This is a genomic window from Lysinibacillus fusiformis, from assembly GCF_016925635.1.
In the GTDB taxonomy this organism is placed as follows: Bacteria; Bacillota; Bacilli; order Bacillales_A; family Planococcaceae; genus Lysinibacillus; species Lysinibacillus fusiformis_F.
Genome location: NZ_CP070490.1, coordinates 4689689 through 4711274, shown reverse-complemented (window position 1 = coordinate 4711274; position 21586 = coordinate 4689689). Strand labels below are relative to the sequence as shown.

Here is a 21586-nt window from a genome sequence, read left to right as displayed (position 1 = left end):
GAAAAAAAGTCGTGATAGGAACGCCAACTGCTATTAAAAGGCGGGCATGACAAACAATTTACAGCTTGTCCGCCAATTGGTTCCTACGTGCGTATGCACATTTTTTCAAACAATTGCTTAATAAAGAGAAAGAAGAGGTAGAAAAATGAAACAATGGTTAGGTGTAATGGTATTATCACTCTCACTTCTATTATTTGGCTGTTCAGCAGAAACAGAGGGTGAAAAAGAAGGCATTGTGGTTGCAACTACTGGACAAATTGCAGATGCGATTAAAGAAATCAGTGGCGATCATTTACAGGTATCAGCATTGATGGGCCCAGGGGTAGATCCTCATCTATATAAGGCGACTCAAAGTGATTTATCAAAATTGGATAAAGCAGAAGTCATTTTTTATAATGGCTTACATTTAGAAGGACAGATGCTTGATATATTTGAACAAATGGCTAAGGATAAAACAGTCCTGGCAGTGGGCGAGACATTAGATGAAAAGCAACTGCTTGCCAGTGACACAGATGCCATGCTCCATGATCCACATATTTGGTTTGATATTGAGCTTTGGAAAGGCGTTGTCAAGGCAATCAGTACGCAACTTCAGGAGGAATATCCTGAATTTAAAGCAGATTTTCAAACGAATGAAGCAGCTTACTTGAAAAAGCTAGATGATTTACAAGGCTATGCACAACAACGTGTGAATGAAATACCACAGCAGCAAAGAATATTAGTAACGGCTCATGATGCGTTCAATTACTTTGGCAGAAGTCAGGGATTTGAAGTACGTGGCTTACAAGGACTGAGTACGGATTCAGAGTACGGTGTGAAAGATGTCCAGGAGATGGTTGATTTCTTAGTAGAAAAAAAGATTAAGGCTCTTTTTATAGAATCCAGTGTATCTGATAAGGCGATGAAGGCTGTCATTGAAGGGGCGAAGGAAAAAGGCCACGACATTGTCATCGGTGGGGAATTATTCTCCGATGCCATGGGAGCTGAAGGAACAACAGAAGGTACGTATATAGGTATGTATCAACATAACATCGACACGATCGTCGATGCATTAAAGTAGGTGAAGAAAATGTATGCATTAACAGTAGAAAATCTATCAGTCGCGTATGATAAGAAAACAGTATTAGAAAATGCCTGTGTAACAGTGCCTACAGGCCACCTAGCTGCCATTATTGGCCCAAATGGTGCGGGGAAATCCACATTTTTAAAGGCCATTTTAAATCAACTTCCTAATAAAGTAGGAAAGGTTGAAATTTTAGGGAAGATGTTTGAGCCAAAGAGTTTAGTCGTGGGCTATGTCCCACAGCGTAATGCGGTGGATTGGGATTTCCCTACAAATGCGCTGGATGTGGTGCTCATGGGGCGTTATGGTCATACAGGTTTGTTTAAAAGACCATCCAAGCAAGATAAAATTGTTGCTCGACAAGCATTAGCAAGTGTAGGGATGCAGGATTTTGCAGAGCGTTCCATCGGGCAGCTTTCAGGAGGGCAGCAGCAGCGTGTGTTCCTAGCGAGAGCCCTTGCACAAAATGCAGATATTTATTTTTTAGATGAACCGTTTGCGGGGGTAGATGCTGCGACAGAAAAAACAATTATTGATATTTTAAAAGATTTAAAGGCACAGGGAAAAAGTATTTTTGTTGTGCATCACGATCTTCAAACCGTCAAAGAATATTTTGACTATACGATTTTATTAAACAAAACCATTTTAGCATCAGGCGCAACAGAAGATGTTTTTACACCAGAGCAATTACAAAAAACATATGGTGGTAAACTTTTCATGATGCAGCATGTGTAAGGAGGGACACTATGTTAAGTGGTAACTTATTGTGGGTACTGAGCGGAACGATGTTACTTGGCATTGCAGCTGGCATCACAGGCACGTTCTCCTTCTTACAAAAACAAAGTCTAGTTGGTGATGCTGCGGCGCATGCAGCATTACCAGGCATTGCCCTGGCGTTCCTGCTAACAGGTCAAAAGGAATTGCCGATTTTAATGCTAGGAGCGGGCATTACATCTGCATTATCTGTGTATTGTATTCAATGGATTGTGTCATTTTCAAAAATGAAGGCTGACGCTGCTATAGGATTAGTCCTTACTGTATTTTTTGGTGTTGGCGTTGTATTTTTAACTGTCGTTAATCGGAGCCCACTTGGGAATCAGAGCGGATTGAATAATTTTATTTTTGGCAAAGCAGCGACGATGACCAAGGCGGATTTAATGTGGCTCTTTATTAGCGCAACCATCATTATTGTGGTGAGTCTGTTACTTTATAAGGAATGGAAGCTACTGATCTTTGATCCTGTTTATGCAAAGGGAATTGGCTTACCAATTGAGGCTTTAAAGGCAACCTTAACGGTTTTAATTGTTATGACGATTGTTACAGGGATCCAAGCTGTAGGGGTGATTTTAATGTCGGCCTTATTAATTATTCCTGCTGCTAGTGCCAAGCTATGGACAAATAAATTGAGTACGATGCTGATCTTAAGTGCCGCGATTGGAGGCATTGCTGGCATAACAGGAACCTTTATTAGTGCGATTCGAACAGGGTTATCGACTGGTCCGATTATCGTTTTAGTCGCAGCAGGTATATTCTTTCTATCGTATTTTATAAGTCCAGCTGGTCAAATTAGTAAATATCGTAGGAAAATGCAATTTCGGAAGCAGGGTGATGTAGGATGATCGAATTTTGGGTTGTATTCACAGGACTATTAGTTGGGATAACATGCGGGATTGCAGGTGTCTTCCTCATCTTGCGTAGAATGTCTATGATTGCAGATGCGATCAGTCATACAGTGCTCTTTGGTATCGTGATGGCCTATCTTATTACCCAAACATTAAATGGCTTTTGGATGTTAGTAGGTGCCGCGTTTGCAGGGATTCTAACAGCCTATCTCGTGCAATTATTACATTCTTCTGGTATTCAAGAAGATGCTGCGATTGGTGTGGTGTTTACATCCCTGTTTGCAGCAGGTGTCCTCCTGATCACCTTATATGCCGGCAATGTCCATTTAGATGTTGAACATGTTTTAATGGGAGAGATAGCTTTTGTTCCTTGGGATAGATGGACACTGCTTGGGCTAGCGATGCCTAAGGCGGTGTGGATGCTATTGCTCGTCCTCGTGATTAATATTGCGTTCCTGCTCTTATTCTTTAAAGAAATGAAGCTTGCGACGTTTGACCCTGTGTATGCAGCAACCATTGGCATTCCCGTCGTCTTTCTACATTATGGCTTTATGACGTCCATTTCGTTTACAACAGTGGCAGCTTTTGATAGTGTGGGAGCCATTTTAGTGGTTGCCATGTTGATTGGGCCAGCTGCTACTTCCTATTTAATCAGCAAGACGATTAAGCAAATGTTCGTCTATAGTATGCTCTTTGGTGCTGCTGCTTCCGTCTTGGGTTATTATTTAGCGAAGTTCTGGGATACTTCTATAGCAGGTATGATGGCGACAACAGTCGGCTTAATCTTTATCGTGACGTTCATCTGTCAAAAAATAGTTGAACGTAGAAAAAAAGCACTTGTTCATAAACTAGAAATCTCTTAACGAAAAACATCGTTTGATACGCCCATCAAACGTTGTTTTTCTTTTAGCCGCAAGTTCAAACTTTTGAATGAGTACTCCCTCTAGGAAAAATAGTATACTCGATAAGGTAAACTAGAAAGGGAAAGAATGGCATAGAATCTAGCAAATTTTTCTATATTTTTATGTACGAATATTTAAAATTTTGTTACGATAAATTTTATGGAAGCAACAAGGAGAACAGCATGTGGAAAAATCGAAACGTTTGGATTATTTTATTAGGTGAATTTGTCGTAGGTCTTGGCTTATGGGCTGGCATTATTGGGAATTTAGCCTTTATGCAAGAGGTAGTACCTTCTGACTTTCACAAATCATTAATTATTTCTTGTGGTATTTTAGCAGGCTTAGTCGTCGGTCCAATGGCAGGGCGTATCATTGACCAATCGAAGAAAAAAACGGTTGTCCAGATGGCAAGTATCGGACGCATCATCAGTGTTTTATTTATGTTTATCGCACTTTATACCAATTCGGTTATTTGGATGATCCTATTTTTAATCACACTGCAAATAGCAGCAGCTTTTTATATGCCTGCCTTGCAATCGATTATTCCAATGATTGCTAATGAGCAAGATTTAATTACGCTAAATGCTTGGCAAATGAATGCCAGAACCATCTCTAGGATTATTGGCACAGCTGCAGCAGGATTTATGCTAAGCTTCTTTGAATTAAAATGGTTATATATTATTTCATTTATTGTCTACATAGTCATGTTTGTCATTACAAGCTTGCTACAATTAGATGAAACAACCAATGCAACGCTGGCAAATAAAGAAAAAGGGAATTTTAAAGAAGTGTTACCGATGGTGAAAGAGCACCCGGTCGTCTTGATGACGCTTGTCTTAATGTTAATTCCAACATTATTTTTAGGCTCTTTCAATTTAGTCATTATGAAAATATCTGAAATCCACCAATCTACCACAATTTCAGGGTTACTGTATACGGTGGAAGGCATTGGTTTTATGCTGGGGGCAGCTGGTTTGAAAATGATCGCTAATCGTGTACAAATGGGCACGCTGCTTTTTTCATTAGCCTTTATTATCGGCTCAATGGAGCTACTACTGTTACTGGCGGACATTCCCTTTTTCGCTTTAGTGGCATTTGGCGTTTTTGGCTTTTCCGTTGGCTGTTTTTTCCCAACGACAATGGTAATCTTCCAAAAGCAAGTACCAAAACAGTTTCATGGACGCTTTTTCTCGTTCCGAAACATGATTGATTCGGTTGTCTTTCAAATCGTGCTTTTATCGACAGGCATGATGCTAGATTTAATTGGTTTAAGTGGTATGGGACTTGTTTTTGGAATCATAAGCTTAAGTTTAACAGCTACTTTCTTATTCTACTCGAAGAAAAAGAAAGTCGTTATGCATGCACATTAATATGTGGAATACGGTAGTCGTATAAAGGGGGTAGCAGATGAAAGGAACTGTCTAAATGGGGACGGTTCCTTCTTCATTAGCTTCAAGTAATCTTGTTTGATATACATAGAGAATTAAGAGAAAGAAGGTTGAAAAATGGTTGGAAAATCTAAAGAGTCAATCGCGTCCTATATGGAGTCACCAGAAAAACTAAAAAACCTATATAGACGTGTACTCATCGTTGTTAGTCTATCCCAAATATTTGGTGGAGCTGGGCTTGCGGCAGGGATTACGGTTGGCGCTCTACTGGCACAACAAATGCTAGGAACGGATGCCTATGCGGGTGTACCCTCTGCATTATTTACGTTAGGCTCGGCAGGTGCAGCTTTTATTGTGGGGAAACTATCGCAGCGTTATGGCCGCCGTATCGGCTTATCAACAGGTTTTATAGTGGGCGGAATAGGCGCGATGGGTGTAGTCCTGGCTGCTTTAATGAATAGTATTGTGTTATTGTTTGCTTCTCTATTAATCTATGGAGCGGGTACGGCAACTAATTTACAGGCTCGCTACGCTGGGACGGATTTAGCCAATGATAAGCAGCGTGCTACGGCAATTAGTACGACCATGCTTATGACTACGTTTGGCGCTGTTTTAGGTCCGAATTTAGTAGAATGGATGGGGAAAGTGGCACGATCCATTGGTATTCCAGCTTTGGCAGGGCCTTTTATATTATCGGCTGTCGCCTTTATTGTAGCGGGACTTGTATTATTTACTCTGTTGCGTCCTGATCCATTAGAAATAGCGAAAGCCCTTGAGGCACATAAGCAAAAAATGAACAAAGAACATCAAGCACAATCCTTGCATACTACAGGCAATAAAAGAGGCTTAGCGATAGGGGCAACGGTGATGGTCTTGACACAAATTGTCATGGTAGCGATTATGACAATGACACCCGTACATATGAAACATCATGGACATGGTTTAGCCGAAGTTGGCATTGTGATAGGGTTTCATGTAGGTTCTATGTATCTGCCATCACTCGTCACAGGTATTCTTGTCGATAAAATCGGACGGACAGCGATGAGTATTGCTTCGGGTATTACATTGCTACTCGCGGGTTTAGTGGCGGCGTTTGCACCAAGCGATTCAATGGTGTTACTCATTGTGGCACTTTCTTTACTAGGATTAGGCTGGAACTTTGGTTTAATCAGTGGGACTGCTCAAATCGTTGATGCAACGGAACCTGCTACACGTGCAAAAACACAGGGGAAAATGGATGTCTTTGTTGCATTAGCGGGTGCGTCAGGTGGTGCGCTATCAGGTATGGTAGTGGCGAATTCAAGCTATGCGGTGTTGTCCTTAGCGGGAGGGCTATTGTCATTAGTATTGATTCCTGTTGTGATTTGGTCTAGAAGAGCAGCTTAAAAAGGAGAAGGGAAATTTGGAATCTAAACTAATTATCATCCGAGGAAATTCTGGTAGCGGAAAAACGACGATTGCGAAAAGTCTTCAACATCATCTTGGACATGGTACGCTTTTAGTTCCGCAAGATGTTGTCCGACGTGATATGTTAAAGGTGCATGATCGAGAAGGCAATCTTTCTATTGAATTCATTCGTCAAATCGCAGAGTATGGTAAAGGTCGTTGTGAAGTTGTCATTGTAGAAGGAATATTATATACCAGTCGTTATGGAGATATGTTAAAAGATTTAATACAATTCTATGATCAGAAGGCCTATACGTATTATTTTGATTTATCTTTTGAGGAAACCGTTATTCGTCATCATTCTAGCTCCAAAAAGAATGACTTCGGCGAAGATTCTTTACATGCTTGGTGGAATCCACATGGTATGGATGGAGAAACGCTGTTGATCGAAGAGATGTCAAAGGAAGATATATTGAAATTGATTGGTAAGCAGCTACAGAAGTAACGGTATTTTTTCAAGCGGAACTATTTTGTGGGAGAAGCGTCCCAATGTTAAAGTGTAGGAAAGCGAAGAGTAGGTACATATGTGGATTTAATAACAGAAAAATTAATCATGATTGCTTTATTTATTTTAATCATTCATGCCATTGAAACGCTTGCCTATGCAGTACGTCTATCAGGAGCACGTGTCAAATTACTAGCTTCGGCTTTATCTCTTTTTAATGTAATGGTCATGGTGTCAAGGTTAGCAAATATGATGCAACAACCATTCACAGGGAGCCTTGTTGATACAGCACCTGCAGATAATGCGATGACATTTGTAGAGCACCAATTTCGACTCATTATTGGAGCGGCTTCGCTTGGAACAATAGTAGGAATCTTACTCATCCCCACCTTTATAGCTATTTTTTCAAGGGCTATCGTCCATTTGGCTGAGGAAAGAGGTTCCATTCCCGCTTTAATGAAAAAGGGCTTTACGTTGGACTATATAAGACGAGGTATTAAGCATATTCATAAACCAAGTTTTAGTTATTTAAAAGGCATTCGTCTAGGGGATATACCAATTAAATTATTCATCATCAATATTGTCATTACAGCTATCTATACCATTGGTGTTTTATCCGCTTTATATGCCACATTATTAGTACCAGAACTAAAGACTACTGCTGTCATGGCATCTGGATTAATCAATGGTATTGCAACGATTCTATTGATCCTGTTTATTGACCCTAAAATATCCATTCTGGCCGATGATGTTATCAATAAGAGAGGGAGTTATCTCGACTTAAAGAGAATGTCCGTTATGATGATGTTTTCCAGATTTTTAGGAACCATTGTGGCACAGTTATTATTGATTCCTGGCGCGCATTATGTCGCGTGGTTTGCAAAGCTAATTGCTTGATTAGAAACCTTCCTTTATATTTTTTCATATAAAGGAGGGGTTTTTTTACTTTAAGGAAATAAGCTATTGGTAGGGGAGAAGTACATTAGTTATATAGTATAATGTGTGTGAATAATACATTGGAAAAGAGGGGAACGAAAGTATGCCAACGATACTTGTAGCGGATGATGATGTGAACATTCGTGAACTTGTTTGCCTTTTTCTACGCAAAGACGGGTTCACGACCATAGAGGCTGGAGATGGCAAAGAAGCGCTAGCCCTCTATCGCTCAACGCCAATTGATCTTGTTGTACTGGATATTATGATGCCAACGATGGATGGCTGGACACTATGTAAGGAGCTACGCAAAATGAATACAGATCTGCCCTTACTAATGCTGACAGCAAGAGGAGAAACATGGGAAAAAGTGAAGGGCTTTGAGCTCGGAACAGATGACTATTTAACGAAGCCATTTGACCCGTTAGAGCTGACGGTACGTGTAAAGGCGCTTTTAAAGCGCTACAGGATTGGTCATTCGCAGACGATACAACTTGGTCAAATCACGCTGGACCGTCAGACCTATAAAATCATGAGAGGGACAGATGCCATTTCACTGCCACTCAAGGAATTTGAATTATTATATAAGCTTGCGGAAACACCTGGGCAAGTCTATACACGGGAACAACTAATCGATCAAATTTGGGGGATTGATTATGCGGGAGATAATCGAACCATCGATGTACATATTAAGCGCCTGCGCGAGCGCTTCAACACGATAACTGATTTTCATATCGAAACAATAAGGGGTCTTGGCTATAGGCTTGAGGTTGATGAATGATTAAATCTTTATATACACGCGTCGTTTTAATCTTTTTAGTTGCTGTCATTGGAGGAACTGTTATCTCCTTTTTCATGGCAACATGGGTATTTAAAGATAAATTGAATGAAAACCTACAAATTCCCTTACTGAATTTTGGTCAAGACATGGTACAAATTTTTGACACATTACCGTTTAATGAAGCAGATCGTTTCATTCGTGATATGCATCAGCTTGAATCCTATCATATTCGCATTTATGAAGAAACGGGGCATTTTACGTCTTACGGAAAGCTTCCTGACGATGAACTGGCTCCTGTAACCATGACACAAGTGCAAACTGTGCTGGCTGGAGAGGTCATTCAAGTCAATCCTGGGGGCATTTCATCTATTCTTGTTGGCATACCTTTAACAACTGAAATGGGAACAAAAGCGATGTTTATCCAGCCTATATCTTTACCTTCTACCTCTTTTTCCATAAAGTTGATTTTGAATTTTGCTACCTATGCCCTTGTTATAGGAAGTGTTGTGTTTTTAGTAGCAGCGATGTTTCTAGTGAAGCCAATCAAAAAGCTAACACAAGCAACTAAACATATTGCTGGTGGTGACTTCAATGTAGAGCTAAACATTAAACAATCAGGAGAGCTAGGGACGTTGGCTAAAAGCTTTGAAGACATGGCGGAGGAGTTACAGCAGCTAGAGCAAATGAGAAGAGATTTTGTATCGAACGTATCCCATGAGGTGCAGTCTCCACTTACCTCCATCTCTGGCTACGCGTTAGCACTAAAGCAAGTCGATGTAACGGACGACGAGAAAAGCCGTTATCTTGATATTATCATTTCAGAAGCCAATCGAATGTCCAAGATGAGTGATAGCCTCTTAAAGCTGAGCTTACTAGAATCAAAGACAAAGCCCATGCATCTTGATAGGTTCAACCTAGATGAGCAAATTAGACGTGTCATTGTCTCGATCCAGCCGCAATGGTCTTCTCGCAACATCGATTTTGAGCTTAATTTGAAGGCTGTTCGCCTCATGGCTGATTACGATCAATTACATCAGGTATGGACAAATATTCTTACGAATAGTATTAAATTTTCACATGCTCATGATACGATTGAGATCAGCATGAAGCAACATGCTGATCATGTGACAGTGCGAATAACGGATAGGGGCATTGGGATTTCTTTAGAGGATCAGAAACGTATATTTGAGCGATTTTTTAAGGCTGATCGTTCACATAGTCACAAATATGAAGGCAGTGGAATGGGACTTGCTATCGTGAAACAAATTGTCTCGCTACATCAAGGAGAAATTCAAGTAGAGAGTGAGCTTGGACGAGGAACGACAATCATTGTCAGATTGCCTTTTTCCTTAAATTAAAGGGATAATGTTACGACTCCTAGAGGGATGTCGTAACATTTTTTATTGTTCATCTTGCGTTCATATTGTCGTCATTCGGAAGACATCTTCCTCCTTTATATTAATACTAACAGCTTAAAAGTAGCTGGAATAATCGTAGTAAAGGAGGGAGGCACGAGTAAAGGTGAATCCCCCTCGTGCATCAAACATGAAAAAATTTACGCGTGTTTTACTGAAATCAATGGCGGTCATCGGTGTAACAATTGTGGTGCTACTTGCTATTGTTTTTACAGTAAACATTGTTTGCAACAAAATAGAGCAAGGAAAAATAGAACCCTATGGTCAGCTCGTCTCTGTTAATGGGAAAAAGATGAATATCACCATCCAAGGCAAGGGTACTGAAACCATCGTACTGCTACCAGGCTTCGGAACTGCAGCACCAACGCTTGATTTCAAGCCACTGATAGATGAACTAGCTCCTTATTATAAGATCGTCTCCGTAGAGCCCTTTGGTTATGGCTTAAGTGAGGATACTGCTAAAGAACGAAGCACGGAGAACATAGTTAGTGAGATTCATGAAGCTTTACAGGAGTTAAAGATTGATCGGTATATGCTCATGGGACACTCGATAGCAGGCATCTATGGTCTGGATTATGTCAATAAATATCGGAATGAAGTAACTGGATTTGTCGGGATTGATAGCAGTGTACCTACGCAGGATGGGATGGACACGAAATTTCCAATCAAGTCATTACAACTTCTAAAAAAATCAGGGATTGCAAGAATTCTTATAAAATTTACAGATGATCCCTATGCAGGTCTTCCGTATGATGATGACACAAAAGAGCAAATAAGGATGATTACACTCAAAAACTTTTATAATACAAGTACTTCTAATGAATTAGAAAGTATTTACAAAAAATTTACAGCAGCAAAAAATCTTACATTCCCTAAAGATTTACCCCTTCTATTATTTGTCCAAGCAAATAGTGAGGGTGTTGAAAAAAATTGGATACCACTCCATGAAGAACAAGTCAAATATTCAGTTTATGGCAAAGTAATCACATTGGATGGGGATCATTACTTACACCATACAAAATCGCCGGAAATCGCAGAAAACGTCAGATTGTTTATGCAAAACAAATGATCAATAGTATCTTACCTCTTTGCTTTTTGGAGGTAAGATTTTTTAAATCCTATCCCTTTAATTGATTTCTTCCTTACGTAGTCTTCTAAAATCTTTCGTTTTTCTGATAGTTATATGATTGAATTGAGCAAAATGATCCAAATGTGTTATCACATCTTTCGGTTTAAAATAGACAATATGTAAGTTGAAGCCTTTTGTGATAATCGTTGCACCCGGTGTTGCCCATCCATAGCGCTTAAACAGTATGCGCTTTATTTGCTGTGCTTGCAGATGCTTTGAAAATAGTACGACCTTACAAAGAGAGATGGTATACTTGATTTCATTTTCTTTGATCAGTAAATCATATTGTACTAGGAGACCTGCCAAACAAAGTAACAATGAGAGACTCAATAAAAGGGTAAGGATGAAATTATCTCCTAAAGTAATCAATAGGAATGTCCCATAAAAAAGTATGGATGGTAATAAGCTACTTCTAGGCTGCTTTGCACTATAATGCATCGCTATCTCCTCCTTTAGATATGTATAGTCTCATTCTATCTTTAATGATAGTTGTAATCCATACTTCGATAAGCATGGAAATACTTCCTGATTATAATCAACATAGAGCAATTATTCTATCAGATAAGGAGCTATTAGATGAAAAATTATCAATTTATTGCTTTATTAGTAGTAACGACCTTTTTAATGGGTTCATCTTTTGCCATTGTTAAATTAGGTTTACCGTATGCCTCGCCTTTATTATTGGCTGCCCTCCGTTTTATATTGGCAGGTATTATGATGGCTATCGTTGTGATCATCTTGAAGAGACCTCATCCTATTGCAAAGAAAGAATGGTTCAAGTTATGCATGATCGGGTCCTTTCAAACGGCAGGTGTGATGGGATGTATTTTTTTAAGTCTACGCACCATCACAGCAAGTGAATCTTCTATATTAACATTTACAAACCCATTACTAGTTGTGATTTTTGCCACCATTTTTATGAAAGTACGCTACCATGTCTATCAATGGATAGGAGTATTGTTTGGCTTAATCGGCGTGATCATCACGATGGGGGCACAAGTTGAATTGAAAATAGGTATCCTTTTTGGCTTGCTATCTGCTGTTTTTTGGGCCATTGCCACCCTATTAGTGAAAAAATGGGGCGTATTATTTGATACGTGGACTTTATCGGCTTACCAGATGTTGTTTGGCGGCTTACTCCTTTTACTTGGGAGTGTCTTGTTAGAGCAACCATTTTTTATTGTGAATAAACAATCATTAATAATTTTGTTGTGGCTTAGTATTTTTTCCTCCATCATTCAATTTGCGGGCTGGTATTATCTTCTGCAAAACAGTGATCCAGGGAAAACAAGTGCCTATTTATTTTTAGCGCCATTTTTTGGTGTATTAACAGGCTGGGTGTTATTAAATGAACCGTTAAAACCATCCCTAATGGTTGGCGGCTTATTCATCATCATGGGCATTTATTTAGTAAATCGTACTTTTAGTAAAGGAAAGGGCTAGGAGATAACTCAGAGCCCTTTTCTATTTTACAAATCTAAATGAAAGACCTCTTTAAAGCCTATTTTACCTTTCTCCGTCACTTTAATGGCGCGAATAGAGGGAACACGTATAAGCCAATCGAGGTTGAAAAATTGATTTAATAGCTCGCTGCCTAGTGCACCAGCTAAATGATAACGCCGTTCACTCCAATCTAAACAGGCATGAGAAAAGGAGCGTCGTTTTCTCTTTAAAGCAGCTAAATCGATTCCGAATGTGGTGAAAAATAATGTGCCTTCATCTGTCAGGATAAATTGCTTGTCGTCTAGTTTTATATAACCTGCATTCATCATCGATTCCGTTAATTGGACACCCAATTTACCAGCAAGATGATCATAGCAAGTTCTAGCATCCTGCAATAATTTGATTTGGCTTGATTGCTTTAATGAACGCACTTCAGGTGGCGGTGAGATGGCTAGGAATGACTCTAAAAATTGAGCAATGTCCTCATCAGCCAATTGAAAATAACGATGTCTGCCCTGTTTTTCAACTTTTATCAGCTTTCCTTCTACTAATTTAGCAAGATGGAAGCTAGCAGTTTGTGGCTTGATAGCAGCCATATATGCCAGTTCACTAGCCGTATGAAAACGACCGTCCATCATACTAGCAAGAATGGTTGCCCTTGACGTTTCACCAAGAAGTGCTGCTACTTCTGCCATGTTTGGATTAATTCCCATATGTCACAATCCTTTCAGTTTCCTATATTTAGATTTTAGTCAAAGTCATTATCGTTTACAATAAAAGTAATAGAGGGGGAGAAATAAATGGAAACATATTATGCAGTGATTTTTACATCGCAAAGAACTAAACAAGATGGGGAAGGCTATGGCAAGATGGCTGACCTCATCGATGCCTTAGCACAGCAACAACCTGGTTTCCTTCGTGTGGAAAGTGTCAGAAACGAGGAAGGAAAGGGCATAACGGTGTCTTATTGGGAATCGCTAGAGGCTATCCAAGCATGGAAAGACAATGCCAAGCATTTGACGGCACAACAATTGGGTAAAGACAAATGGTACACAAATTATAAAGTGGAAATTTGCCAAATGATTAAAGATTATTCTTTTACCAAATAGCAAATGAGAAGGAGGCCTATTTTTTATGACGATTGTTGAGGAATGGCATGATCTAAGACAAACATTTAATCCTTCCAATCCGATAACCATTAATCAAATGCATATTTTTAAAGATCAATTAAAGCAGGTTCAACAAACAGAAGAAACGTTAAGGATATTAGTAGAGGTTTACTGTTTACTTAGAATGTATCCAGAGGCTTATCGGTTATTTACTGTCATTATGAATAAAGACGATAAAAAAGATCGAAAAAAATATGGTGTTCTCCAAACCTACATAAATCAAGCAAATTCGGTGAATCCTCTGTTGCCACGAAAAATAAGAGATCATCAGCCAACACAAACGATTATCCCAACGTTTAAATATGTCCCCAAACCGCTTGAGGCGAAAATATTTGAAACAGATGAGGTCGTTGTCTGTGATTGTTGCCAACAGCAAGTGGATGTTTATTATACAGGAGGCATTTACGCAATTGAGGATGTTGATTATCTCTGTCCTACTTGTATTCACAGTGGGGATGCAGCGCAAAAATATGATGGCTCTTTTCAGCAAGATTTACTGTATGATGAGCAGATTACCAATCCTTTATTGGCACAAGAAGTACTGTATCGCACGCCAGGTTATGTGAGCTGGCAGGGGAATAATTGGGTGGCACATTGCTCTGACTACTGTGCATTTATTGGTTATGTTGGTTGGAGTGATATAGTGGAGCTAGGAATTGAGGATCAATTTGACAATTATACAGGGTTTCCGAAAGAAGAACTTTCTGCATCCTTAATGAACAATGGTCATCATCAAGGGTATTTGTTTCAATGCTTGGAATGTGACCGTTATGTGCTTTATTCAGATTTTAGTTAATGGTTGTTTGAGGGGGTAGAGAAGTGGAACAATTTCTGCAACGATATATGTATTCATGGCGCTTAAATGGTTGGCTCATCCACGATATTTTTTTATGTATTGTGCTAGGCATAGGATTTATACTGTTATTGTTTATCGTCATGAAACGTAAACGACTCGTTACTTCTAGCATTTTGCTCATTGCTTTTTTATTGGTCAGTCATCTCTTAATGATTGTTTTTGGCTTAGCGGGGAGAGGCTTTCCAATTAAATCAGATTCTCCGATTTATACAGATGATTCACAAAGCATTGCTGTCCAAATGGTGCAAGGTTCGGAAAATAATGGGACATCGAATGGAATTACGCATTTAATTGCACACCATCTCCTAGTAGCTGTGAATTTACAAACGGGTGAAAAGCAATGGACAAAATCAGCTTCCTATAAAGAAACACTGATTGGGAAATTTATGGGTGGTCTTCTTATCCATCATCGTGATGATGAGTTTGGTCAATTGTCATTGTTAGATATGGAAACAGGCAAAGAAATACTTTCTGAAAAAGATTTTCGAAAGCAACATCCATCCTTAATAGCGATATTGAGTAATAATGCACATCAAATGGCTGTCCTAGAGAACAATTTATATTTGGAAGGGGTCGATGGTAAATTCTATCGCTTTGATGGTAAAGCATTAAGTGAGGAGGCGAAGGCTCAAGATTACCTATCTGCCCGTTTTTTCATTGAAACCGAGTTGCCGGGTTATTTTGCTACACATCCACTGCTTGTAGAGGATGATCAGGCCATTCGAGATTTTAGTCAAGCTGTCCTAACAGAGCCAGCCATTCAAGCCTATGAAAATTTAGAGCCAAAAGTGGTCGATGTGGATATCGTAGAAAAAACAGCGCTTGTTTCTTATCGACAAACACAGCGAGAAAGTGCTGAACACATGCTATTGCTTTATGATATGAACAAACATCAAGTATTGTGGGAAAATAATATTGGTGTCATTAATTCACAGCAACAACAGCCAGGTGTACGGACATTAGAGACTAGTTATGTCATTCAAGCTGGTGATAGATTTCTAGTATTCGATAAAGAAACGAAAAAGAGGTTTGTTCACTATCATCTACGTTGGAATCGCCCTATTGATGAGTGAAATCTATTCGAATAATTGTTCTTTTTCCGATTCTCCAAAAAAGGAGTATAATTTAATAGGAAGAAACTCTGAATAAAAGGATGGCGTGCGAATATGGATGAGCAATTAGTAGATTGGATTATACGCTTTCAAAGGGATAAAGATATTGAAGCACTGGCCAATTTAAAAGACTATTGTTATGAGATGGTCGAACCTTTGATTGAAGAATTTACAACGAAGTATGGGGAAGAGGCAGGCGAGTTATTACGCCTAAAGTGGGATAAACGATTTTATTTTATATTTACAAAATATCAAGTGAATGTAGGGCTACCACTAGAAACATTCGTCAAAAATACGTATCGTTTTTATTTCATGCAGGTGTTACAAAAGGCTGGTTATAAGTGATAGAATAAAGCCCTTGATTTGTTTTTACACAAATCAAGGGCTTCTTAGTGTTGAAAAACAAAACTGTCAATTGAAAGGTAGAAATGGATTTCCGTTGCAGGCTACTTGCTTTCCTGTGGGCGAGCGCCGAATCGCTTCCTCCGCTACCGCTCCGTGCAGGGCTTCGCCTGTCTCGCTATCCCACGGGAGTCAAGTAGCCTTCCACTTCAACCCACTGACTTTTTAGCAAAGATTTTCAAATAAAGTGAAGGTTGTCACGCATCACTTCGCCACATTGAAAATAAGAGCCTATCCCCTCTAAGAATACAGTTAATGGGCGATTTGATCGCTATGCTACTATGAAAAAAAGTAAAGACACTTTTGCAGAATGGTTGATTGGAGTGGAGCCAGCGTCACTCCTAGGGGATTTAGCGTCACAGAGGAGACCCTGGAGCGAACGGAAGTGAGTGAAGCGGCTCCTCGGACGCCCCCTGGAAAGGATGCTGGCGGAACGGAAATCAACCCCTCACCTTGCAAAGTTGCTTTTTCTGCCGTTGACATCATCTTTTTTCAACAACATGAAGCCCTTGATTTGTTTTTACACAAATCAAGGGCTTCATATTATTTATAAAGCAGATCTTCTGCTAAATGAGTAAACACTTCACCGATTATCGACTCTTCATCATAGACCGAGGAACCTGTATTTTCCTCAGGTTGAGCGAAAGGAATCTGAGCTATCACATGTGTCTGCAATAAATCTGCTAACTGTTCTGCTCCACCTTGTCCAAATAGATAGTTTTTTTGACCATCTGCTCCTTCAAAATAGGCCATGTTTTCAACAACACCAAGAATCGTGTGTTTTGTATGTTGAGCCATCAAGCCTGCACGAGAAGCAACATGAGACGCGGCAAGATGCGGTGTTGTCACGATGATTTCTTGAGCTTGTGGAATCATCGCAGCCATATCAATCGCTACATCTCCTGTACCAGGTGGTAAATCGATGAGGAGATAATCTAAATCTCCCCATAGCGTGTTGACAAGGAAATTGCGAATCCACTTATTGAGCATAGGACCACGCCACATAACAGGCTGGTTGTCATTTGTAAAAAAGCCCATCGACATCATTTTTACGCCGTGACTTTCTACTGGAATTGCCGTTTGATCAAGCATGGTAGGCTTTTGGTCAATCTTCATCATGGCAGGGATACTGAAACCATAGATATCGGCATCTAAAATACCTACACGTTTACCAAGACGAGCAAGAGCAACCGCTAAATTGATTGTTACAGTAGACTTTCCAACACCGCCTTTACCACTTGTGATGGCAATGAATTGAACGCCAGAATTAAGCAGTAGCATGTTCGGCATTCCTTGTTCAGTTACATTTTTTGCTTGTAGAGAGGCAGTTAATGTGCGTCGCTCCTGATCTGTCATAGCGCCAAAGCTAATGGTAACAGTGGAAGCACCAAGCGCTTGTAATGCCTCCTCCACATCTTGCTGTATTTTTGCCTTTAACGGACATCCTGGAATGGTCAAAATAATATCCAGCGCTATACGGTTGTCATGTATTTGGATGTTACGCACCATATTCAAATCTACGATACTTTGATGGAGCTCAGGATCATTCACTTGTTTCAATGCGTTTACAACATGTTCTTTTGTTAACATATAGGAACCACCTTATTCTTTTAAGCCTTTGCCAAGTCCCTTTAAGAAATGGACCCCAAAATTGAGCGCGCGATTGACATCTGGATCATTTAACATTTTCATCAGCTTAAAGGCACTTACTTTTTCATTCGATTCAAGTGCTTTGCTTGCTTCATCTACGCCTGTATTTAAGCCTTCGATCAGCTTAGTCGTTGTTTCAGGATTGAGCTCCGTCAATGCACCTACAACACCCATTAAATTGTTAATAATATTGGTTACAGGCTTACGTGTTAATTGACCAAGTGCAACATGGGCGACTTCTTCTTTGGCTTCAAGTAGCTTCATTGCTGCTTCTAGTGCACCGATATCATTTAATTCAGCCATAATACTAAACACTTGATTGACCGTTTCTTCATTATCAGAAAGTAGTTTTTTTAGATTGTCTAATTTTTGTTCCTTTAGTTGTTCTTCCGTTAATTGTTGTTTTTTAATGCCTGTAATGGGTACAGCCATGCTCTCACTCTCTTTCGTTAATGGTTGTTAAGTGAACGTAGCCAGGACGATTCCATTTTCGTTGTACCTCAACACCATTTTGAGGATGACGCTTTTTATAGCGTGGGTTCGTGCGAGGAAGTGGTGATTTTCCTTTTGCTTTTAGCACTTCTACTCGTACTTTTGTTTGTTTATAAGCTGGTGTTGATGTATTTACGTCTGCTGCAGGACCTGTTAGGAAGTTAATGGCAGAATCTTTGCTAACAGAGTTCATTGGTAAGAATAATTCGTTTCCTTGTACGCGATCTGTAACAAGAGCATTTAGCTTCAAGGCACCATATGGAGACACTAAACGAAGTAGGGCTCCATCTGCAATGCCTCGTTCTTTCGCCAATTCTGGTGATACTTCAACGAAAATTTCAGGTACTTTCGATTGAATACCTTTCGATTTATTAGTTAGATTTCCTTCATGGAAGTGTTCAAGCATACGGCCATTATTAATATGACAATCGTATTGTGCTTCAAACTCAACAGGTTGCACCCAATCATTTAAAGCAAAACGAGCTTTTTTGTCAGGGAAGTTAAAGCCATCTTCATATAATAAGGGCGTATCCTTACCATCATGGCTACCCCAACAGAAGCTTCCCCAGCCCTCTAGAACCTCATAGTTGGCTTGTGAGAAGAGGGGAGACAGGCTGGCCATTTCATCAAAAATGTCACTTGGGTGATCATAATGCCAATCTGCTCCTAAACGACGAGCAACCGCTTGCAAGATTTCCCAATCTGCTTTCGACTCACCAAGTGTTGGTAATACTTGATACAGGCGTTGAACGCGGCGTTCTGTATTCGTGAATGTACCTTCTTTTTCAAGCGAAGGCGCAGCAGGTAAAATCACATCTGCATATTGTGCTGTGCGTGATAGGAAACAATCTTGGACAACGAAAAAGTCAAGCTGTGAAAGCACCTCATCTACATGGTTAGCATTACAGTCAACAAGTGCCATATCTTCACCCACTAAATACATTGCTTTCATTTTCCCTTCCATAATCGCATCTAACATTTGCATATTATTTCGACCAGGCTGTGGTTGAATAGGGACACCATAGGCTTTTTCGAATTTTGCACGTGCCTCGTCATCAGTGACTCTTTGATAACCTGGCAGTAGATTTGGAAGTGTCCCCATATCGCAGGCACCTTGCACATTGTTATGGCCGCGAAGTGGGTAGGCACCAGCACCTGGACGACGATAGTTCCCCGTTGCTAAAAGTAAATTTGAAATCGCCGCGGATGTATAGGAGCCACCAGTATTTTGTGTTACACCCATGCCCCAAAGCACACATGTCCCATCTGCATCACGAATCATTTCAGCCACTTCGATCAATGTTTCTTTACTAATACCCGTCATTTCTTGCGCATAATCAAGTGTATAGGTTGCAAGTACTTGTTTAAAATCTTCATAATGAAGGACGTTTTCTTGAATAAACGCTTCATCATGCCAACCTTGATCAATGATATATTTGGTAACAGCCATTAACCAAACTTGGTCAGTACCTTGCTTTGGACGCATAAAGATGTCGGAACGCTCAGCCATTTCATGCTTACGAATATCGGCAACAATTAATTTCTGACCATGTAATTTATGCGCACGTTTCACACGTGTTGCTAAAACAGGGTGTCCCTCAGCTGGGTTAGCCCCAACAATAATGACAAGCCCAGCCTTGGCGATATCTTTGATCGTACCAGCGTCACCGCCTAAACCTACTGTACGTAATAAACCGTCAGTAGCAGGGGATTGACAATAACGAGAACAATTATCGACATCGTTTGTTCCAAATAACTGACGTGCCATTTTTTGAATTAAGTAATTCTCTTCATTTGTAATTTTAGAAGAGGAGATAAAGCCAACAGAACCTGGTCCATATTGTTGTTGAATTCCGCCTAGTTTTGTTGCAATTAAATCCAATGCTTCATCCCACGATGATTCAACAAACTCATCATTTTTACGAATGAGTGGTTTTGTAATACGTTCCTCAGAATTGACAAAATCCCAGCCGAATTTCCCTTTGACACAAGTAGAAATCGCATTTACTGGACCTTCAGAAGGCTGTACTTTTAAAATTTTTCGGCCCTTTGTCCAAACTTCGAACGAGCAGCCTACACCACAGAAAGTACAAACTGTTTTTGTTTTTTTAGTGCGTTTACTACGCATAGCTGCTTCCACTTCGGAAACGGCAAAAATACCGCTATAGCCCGGTTCAACTTCCTTAATTAAACTGATCATCGGATCTAACATATCCTGTTTCAGACCAGTCATAAATCCAGCCTCTCCAAGCATGGATTTTTCCATTAAGGCATTACATGGGCAAACGGTTACACATTGACCGCAACTTACACATGAAGAATCATTGATGGCAACGCCCGTATCCCAAATAATACGTGGTCTTTCTGCTTCCCAATCAAGGGATAATGTTTCATTCACCTGTAGATTTTGACAAACCTCTACGCACTGACCACAAGCAATACATTGGTTAGGATCATAACGATAAAACGGATGTGACATGTCCACTTCATGAGGTTCCACTTTTGGTTGGTATGGATATTTTTGATGCTCGATTTCCATTAATTCGGCCGTGTTGTGTAATGTACAATTCCCGTTGTTGTTATCACAAACTGTACAGTACAGTAAATGATTTTCGAGTAGACGGTCCATCGCTTCTGTTTGTGCTGCTTTTGCTTTGTCAGAAGTTAGTAATACATTCATACCGTCTATTGCCTTTGTGGAGCAGGAACGAACTAATTGGCCATTCACCTCCACGATACATGTATCACATGTTTCGATTGGGTCAACAGCGGGCACATGACAAATCTGTGGATGTGGAATGTCATGTTGATTAATGGTATCAAGGATTGTAGCTCCCTCTTTTACATCATACGATACGCCATTAATATTAATTTGAGTCAAGATAACTTCCTCCTTTTGCACTTTGAGACTAATCGGACAACATGTTGCAGCTTAAGACAAAAAGGGAATAACAAATTGAGTTGGTTATTTTTGAAAAGATTGTCTTGTTATCATTGTAATTCCCAATTGTTCTTGAAGCTACCTCAAAATAGGCAAATTGCTAGATCATAACAAGTTATCCATGTCTCGGCTATTCAAAAAAATAAAAAAATCCACCATGAAATTACATGTTCTAGACATGCTAATAATTCATGGTGGATAAAATTCTTAGCAGGCCTTGCTAAAAACTCAATCAACTTTTATTTTTTAATAACAATAGAATTCAACTATTAAAAACACTATGCAACATCGTGACATAGGGATCAAAATAAATCAATTCCATTTGTGATATGAATATTATAGCCCTTTCCTTCAAAATGAACAATATTTATCATAAAATTTATTAAATGAGAATTAT

General features: G+C 39.6%; 22 protein-coding genes. 17 read left to right on the top strand and 5 right to left on the bottom strand.

Translation table 11 applies throughout. The features are described 5' to 3' along the window. Nucleotides 1-145 precede the first annotated feature (145 nt). The 11 genes from JTI58_RS23340 to JTI58_RS23290 all read left to right on the top strand — a co-directional run bounded on the left by JTI58_RS23340 (nucleotide 146) and on the right by JTI58_RS23290 (nucleotide 11064). Nucleotides 146-1060 (top strand): metal ABC transporter solute-binding protein, Zn/Mn family, encoded by a 915-nt coding sequence (locus JTI58_RS23340; protein WP_205444053.1) that lies wholly within the window; start codon nucleotides 146-148, stop codon nucleotides 1058-1060. A 9-nt stretch (nucleotides 1061-1069) separates the two neighbouring features. After that, nucleotides 1070-1798 (top strand): metal ABC transporter ATP-binding protein, encoded by a 729-nt coding sequence (locus JTI58_RS23335; protein ID WP_205444051.1) that lies wholly within the window; start codon nucleotides 1070-1072, stop codon nucleotides 1796-1798. An 11-nt stretch (nucleotides 1799-1809) separates the two neighbouring features. Further along, nucleotides 1810-2682, top strand: coding sequence for a metal ABC transporter permease (locus tag JTI58_RS23330; protein ID WP_205444050.1), 873 nt, complete (start codon nucleotides 1810-1812; stop codon nucleotides 2680-2682). Next, nucleotides 2679-3548, top strand: coding sequence for a metal ABC transporter permease (locus JTI58_RS23325; RefSeq protein ID WP_205444048.1), 870 nt, complete (start codon nucleotides 2679-2681; stop codon nucleotides 3546-3548). The genes JTI58_RS23330 and JTI58_RS23325 overlap by 4 nt, the downstream gene beginning before the upstream one ends. 221 nt (nucleotides 3549-3769) lie before the next feature. Then, nucleotides 3770-4957, top strand: a complete 1188-nt coding sequence (locus tag JTI58_RS23320) for an MFS transporter (protein WP_205444046.1) — start codon at nucleotides 3770-3772, stop codon at nucleotides 4955-4957. Nucleotides 4958-5092: 135 nt separating this feature from the next. Continuing rightward, nucleotides 5093-6361 (top strand): MFS transporter, encoded by a 1269-nt coding sequence (locus tag JTI58_RS23315; RefSeq protein WP_205444045.1) that lies wholly within the window; start codon nucleotides 5093-5095, stop codon nucleotides 6359-6361. Between the two features lie 16 nt (nucleotides 6362-6377). Beyond that, the gene (locus tag JTI58_RS23310; RefSeq protein WP_205444043.1) at nucleotides 6378-6866 is read left to right on the top strand and encodes a kinase; all 489 of its coding nucleotides are present in this window, start codon (nucleotides 6378-6380) and stop codon (nucleotides 6864-6866) included. A gap of 108 nt (nucleotides 6867-6974) precedes the next feature. Then, entirely contained in the window at nucleotides 6975-7763 is a 789-nt protein-coding gene (locus tag JTI58_RS23305) for a lipid II flippase Amj family protein (RefSeq protein ID WP_279381335.1), read from the top strand. 142 nt (nucleotides 7764-7905) lie between these two features. Continuing rightward, nucleotides 7906-8580 carry a response regulator transcription factor gene (locus JTI58_RS23300; RefSeq protein ID WP_205444040.1) on the top strand — a complete coding sequence of 225 codons (675 nt, stop codon included), beginning with the start codon at nucleotides 7906-7908 and terminating at the stop codon, nucleotides 8578-8580. Next, the gene (locus JTI58_RS23295) at nucleotides 8577-9938 is read left to right on the top strand and encodes a sensor histidine kinase (protein ID WP_205444038.1); all 1362 of its coding nucleotides are present in this window, start codon (nucleotides 8577-8579) and stop codon (nucleotides 9936-9938) included. The genes JTI58_RS23300 and JTI58_RS23295 overlap by 4 nt, the downstream gene beginning before the upstream one ends. A 187-nt stretch (nucleotides 9939-10125) precedes the next feature. Then, on the top strand, nucleotides 10126-11064 hold the full coding sequence (locus JTI58_RS23290) for an alpha/beta fold hydrolase (RefSeq protein WP_205444037.1): 939 nt from the start codon (nucleotides 10126-10128) through the stop codon (nucleotides 11062-11064). A 57-nt stretch (nucleotides 11065-11121) separates the two neighbouring features. Here the strand turns inward: JTI58_RS23290 and JTI58_RS23285 are convergent, their stop codons facing one another. Further along, entirely contained in the window at nucleotides 11122-11562 is a 441-nt protein-coding gene (locus JTI58_RS23285) for a hypothetical protein (protein ID WP_205444035.1), read from the bottom strand. A 138-nt stretch (nucleotides 11563-11700) separates the two neighbouring features. On the opposite strand from JTI58_RS23285, the gene JTI58_RS23280 reads away from it, so the two are divergent. Next, nucleotides 11701-12567: a DMT family transporter gene (locus JTI58_RS23280; RefSeq protein WP_205444033.1), complete on the top strand. Its 867-nt coding sequence runs from the start codon at nucleotides 11701-11703 to the stop codon at nucleotides 12565-12567. A gap of 26 nt (nucleotides 12568-12593) precedes the next feature. Here JTI58_RS23280 and JTI58_RS23275 read toward each other — a convergent pair whose 3' ends face one another. Next, entirely contained in the window at nucleotides 12594-13280 is a 687-nt protein-coding gene (locus JTI58_RS23275; RefSeq protein WP_205444032.1) for an ArsR/SmtB family transcription factor, read from the bottom strand. 87 nt (nucleotides 13281-13367) lie between these two features. On the opposite strand from JTI58_RS23275, the gene JTI58_RS23270 reads away from it, so the two are divergent. The 5 genes from JTI58_RS23270 to JTI58_RS24975 all read left to right on the top strand — a co-directional run bounded on the left by JTI58_RS23270 (nucleotide 13368) and on the right by JTI58_RS24975 (nucleotide 16659). Further along, nucleotides 13368-13676 (top strand): antibiotic biosynthesis monooxygenase family protein, encoded by a 309-nt coding sequence (locus JTI58_RS23270; protein ID WP_205444031.1) that lies wholly within the window; start codon nucleotides 13368-13370, stop codon nucleotides 13674-13676. Nucleotides 13677-13701: 25 nt separating this feature from the next. Further along, entirely contained in the window at nucleotides 13702-14532 is an 831-nt protein-coding gene (locus JTI58_RS23265; protein WP_205444030.1) for a CbrC family protein, read from the top strand. A 23-nt stretch (nucleotides 14533-14555) separates the two neighbouring features. Then, entirely contained in the window at nucleotides 14556-15665 is a 1110-nt protein-coding gene (locus JTI58_RS23260; protein WP_205444029.1) for a PA2928 family protein, read from the top strand. Nucleotides 15666-15758: 93 nt separating this feature from the next. After that, a complete protein-coding gene (locus JTI58_RS23255; RefSeq protein WP_205444028.1) occupies nucleotides 15759-16049 on the top strand; it encodes a hypothetical protein in 291 nt (96 codons plus the stop codon). 442 nt (nucleotides 16050-16491) lie between these two features. Further along, nucleotides 16492-16659, top strand: coding sequence for a hypothetical protein (locus tag JTI58_RS24975; protein WP_243456232.1), 168 nt, complete (start codon nucleotides 16492-16494; stop codon nucleotides 16657-16659). Here the strand turns inward: JTI58_RS24975 and JTI58_RS23245 are convergent. Genes JTI58_RS23245 through fdhF form a run of 3 tightly spaced genes read right to left on the bottom strand, consistent with a single transcriptional unit; the run spans nucleotide 16650 to nucleotide 21129 of the window. Then, on the bottom strand, nucleotides 16650-17696 hold the full coding sequence (locus JTI58_RS23245) for an Mrp/NBP35 family ATP-binding protein (RefSeq protein ID WP_205444027.1): 1047 nt from the start codon (nucleotides 17694-17696) through the stop codon (nucleotides 16650-16652). The two genes, JTI58_RS24975 and JTI58_RS23245, sit on opposite strands and share 10 nt — an antisense overlap. A gap of 12 nt (nucleotides 17697-17708) precedes the next feature. Continuing rightward, on the bottom strand, nucleotides 17709-18188 hold the full coding sequence (locus tag JTI58_RS23240) for a helical membrane plugin domain-containing protein (RefSeq protein WP_205444026.1): 480 nt from the start codon (nucleotides 18186-18188) through the stop codon (nucleotides 17709-17711). 4 nt (nucleotides 18189-18192) lie between these two features. Beyond that, nucleotides 18193-21129, bottom strand: coding sequence for a formate dehydrogenase subunit alpha (fdhF, locus tag JTI58_RS23235; RefSeq protein ID WP_205444025.1), 2937 nt, complete (start codon nucleotides 21127-21129; stop codon nucleotides 18193-18195). Between the last annotated feature and the right edge of the window lie 457 nt (nucleotides 21130-21586).

Excerpts from the sequence above, each read along its gene's own strand:
- JTI58_RS23340 (WP_205444053.1), top strand. The coding sequence starts at position 146 with ATGAAACAATGGTTAGGTGTAATGGTATTATCACTCTCACTTCTATTA.
- JTI58_RS23335 (WP_205444051.1), top strand. The coding sequence starts at position 1,070 with ATGTATGCATTAACAGTAGAAAATCTATCAGTCGCGTATGATAAGAAA.
- JTI58_RS23330 (WP_205444050.1), top strand. The coding sequence starts at position 1,810 with ATGTTAAGTGGTAACTTATTGTGGGTACTGAGCGGAACGATGTTACTT.
- JTI58_RS23325 (WP_205444048.1), top strand. The coding sequence starts at position 2,679 with ATGATCGAATTTTGGGTTGTATTCACAGGACTATTAGTTGGGATAACA.
- JTI58_RS23320 (WP_205444046.1), top strand. The coding sequence starts at position 3,770 with ATGTGGAAAAATCGAAACGTTTGGATTATTTTATTAGGTGAATTTGTC.
- JTI58_RS23315 (WP_205444045.1), top strand. The coding sequence starts at position 5,093 with ATGGTTGGAAAATCTAAAGAGTCAATCGCGTCCTATATGGAGTCACCA.
- JTI58_RS23305 (WP_279381335.1), top strand. The coding sequence starts at position 6,975 with ATGATTGCTTTATTTATTTTAATCATTCATGCCATTGAAACGCTTGCC.
- JTI58_RS23300 (WP_205444040.1), top strand. The coding sequence starts at position 7,906 with ATGCCAACGATACTTGTAGCGGATGATGATGTGAACATTCGTGAACTT.
- JTI58_RS23295 (WP_205444038.1), top strand. The coding sequence starts at position 8,577 with ATGATTAAATCTTTATATACACGCGTCGTTTTAATCTTTTTAGTTGCT.
- JTI58_RS23290 (WP_205444037.1), top strand. The coding sequence starts at position 10,126 with ATGAAAAAATTTACGCGTGTTTTACTGAAATCAATGGCGGTCATCGGT.
- JTI58_RS23285 (WP_205444035.1), bottom strand. The coding sequence starts at position 11,562 with ATGCATTATAGTGCAAAGCAGCCTAGAAGTAGCTTATTACCATCCATA.
- JTI58_RS23280 (WP_205444033.1), top strand. The coding sequence starts at position 11,701 with ATGAAAAATTATCAATTTATTGCTTTATTAGTAGTAACGACCTTTTTA.
- JTI58_RS23275 (WP_205444032.1), bottom strand. The coding sequence starts at position 13,280 with ATGGGAATTAATCCAAACATGGCAGAAGTAGCAGCACTTCTTGGTGAA.
- JTI58_RS23270 (WP_205444031.1), top strand. The coding sequence starts at position 13,368 with ATGGAAACATATTATGCAGTGATTTTTACATCGCAAAGAACTAAACAA.
- JTI58_RS23265 (WP_205444030.1), top strand. The coding sequence starts at position 13,702 with ATGACGATTGTTGAGGAATGGCATGATCTAAGACAAACATTTAATCCT.
- JTI58_RS23255 (WP_205444028.1), top strand. The coding sequence starts at position 15,759 with ATGGATGAGCAATTAGTAGATTGGATTATACGCTTTCAAAGGGATAAA.
- JTI58_RS23245 (WP_205444027.1), bottom strand. The coding sequence starts at position 17,696 with ATGTTAACAAAAGAACATGTTGTAAACGCATTGAAACAAGTGAATGAT.
- JTI58_RS23240 (WP_205444026.1), bottom strand. The coding sequence starts at position 18,188 with ATGGCTGTACCCATTACAGGCATTAAAAAACAACAATTAACGGAAGAA.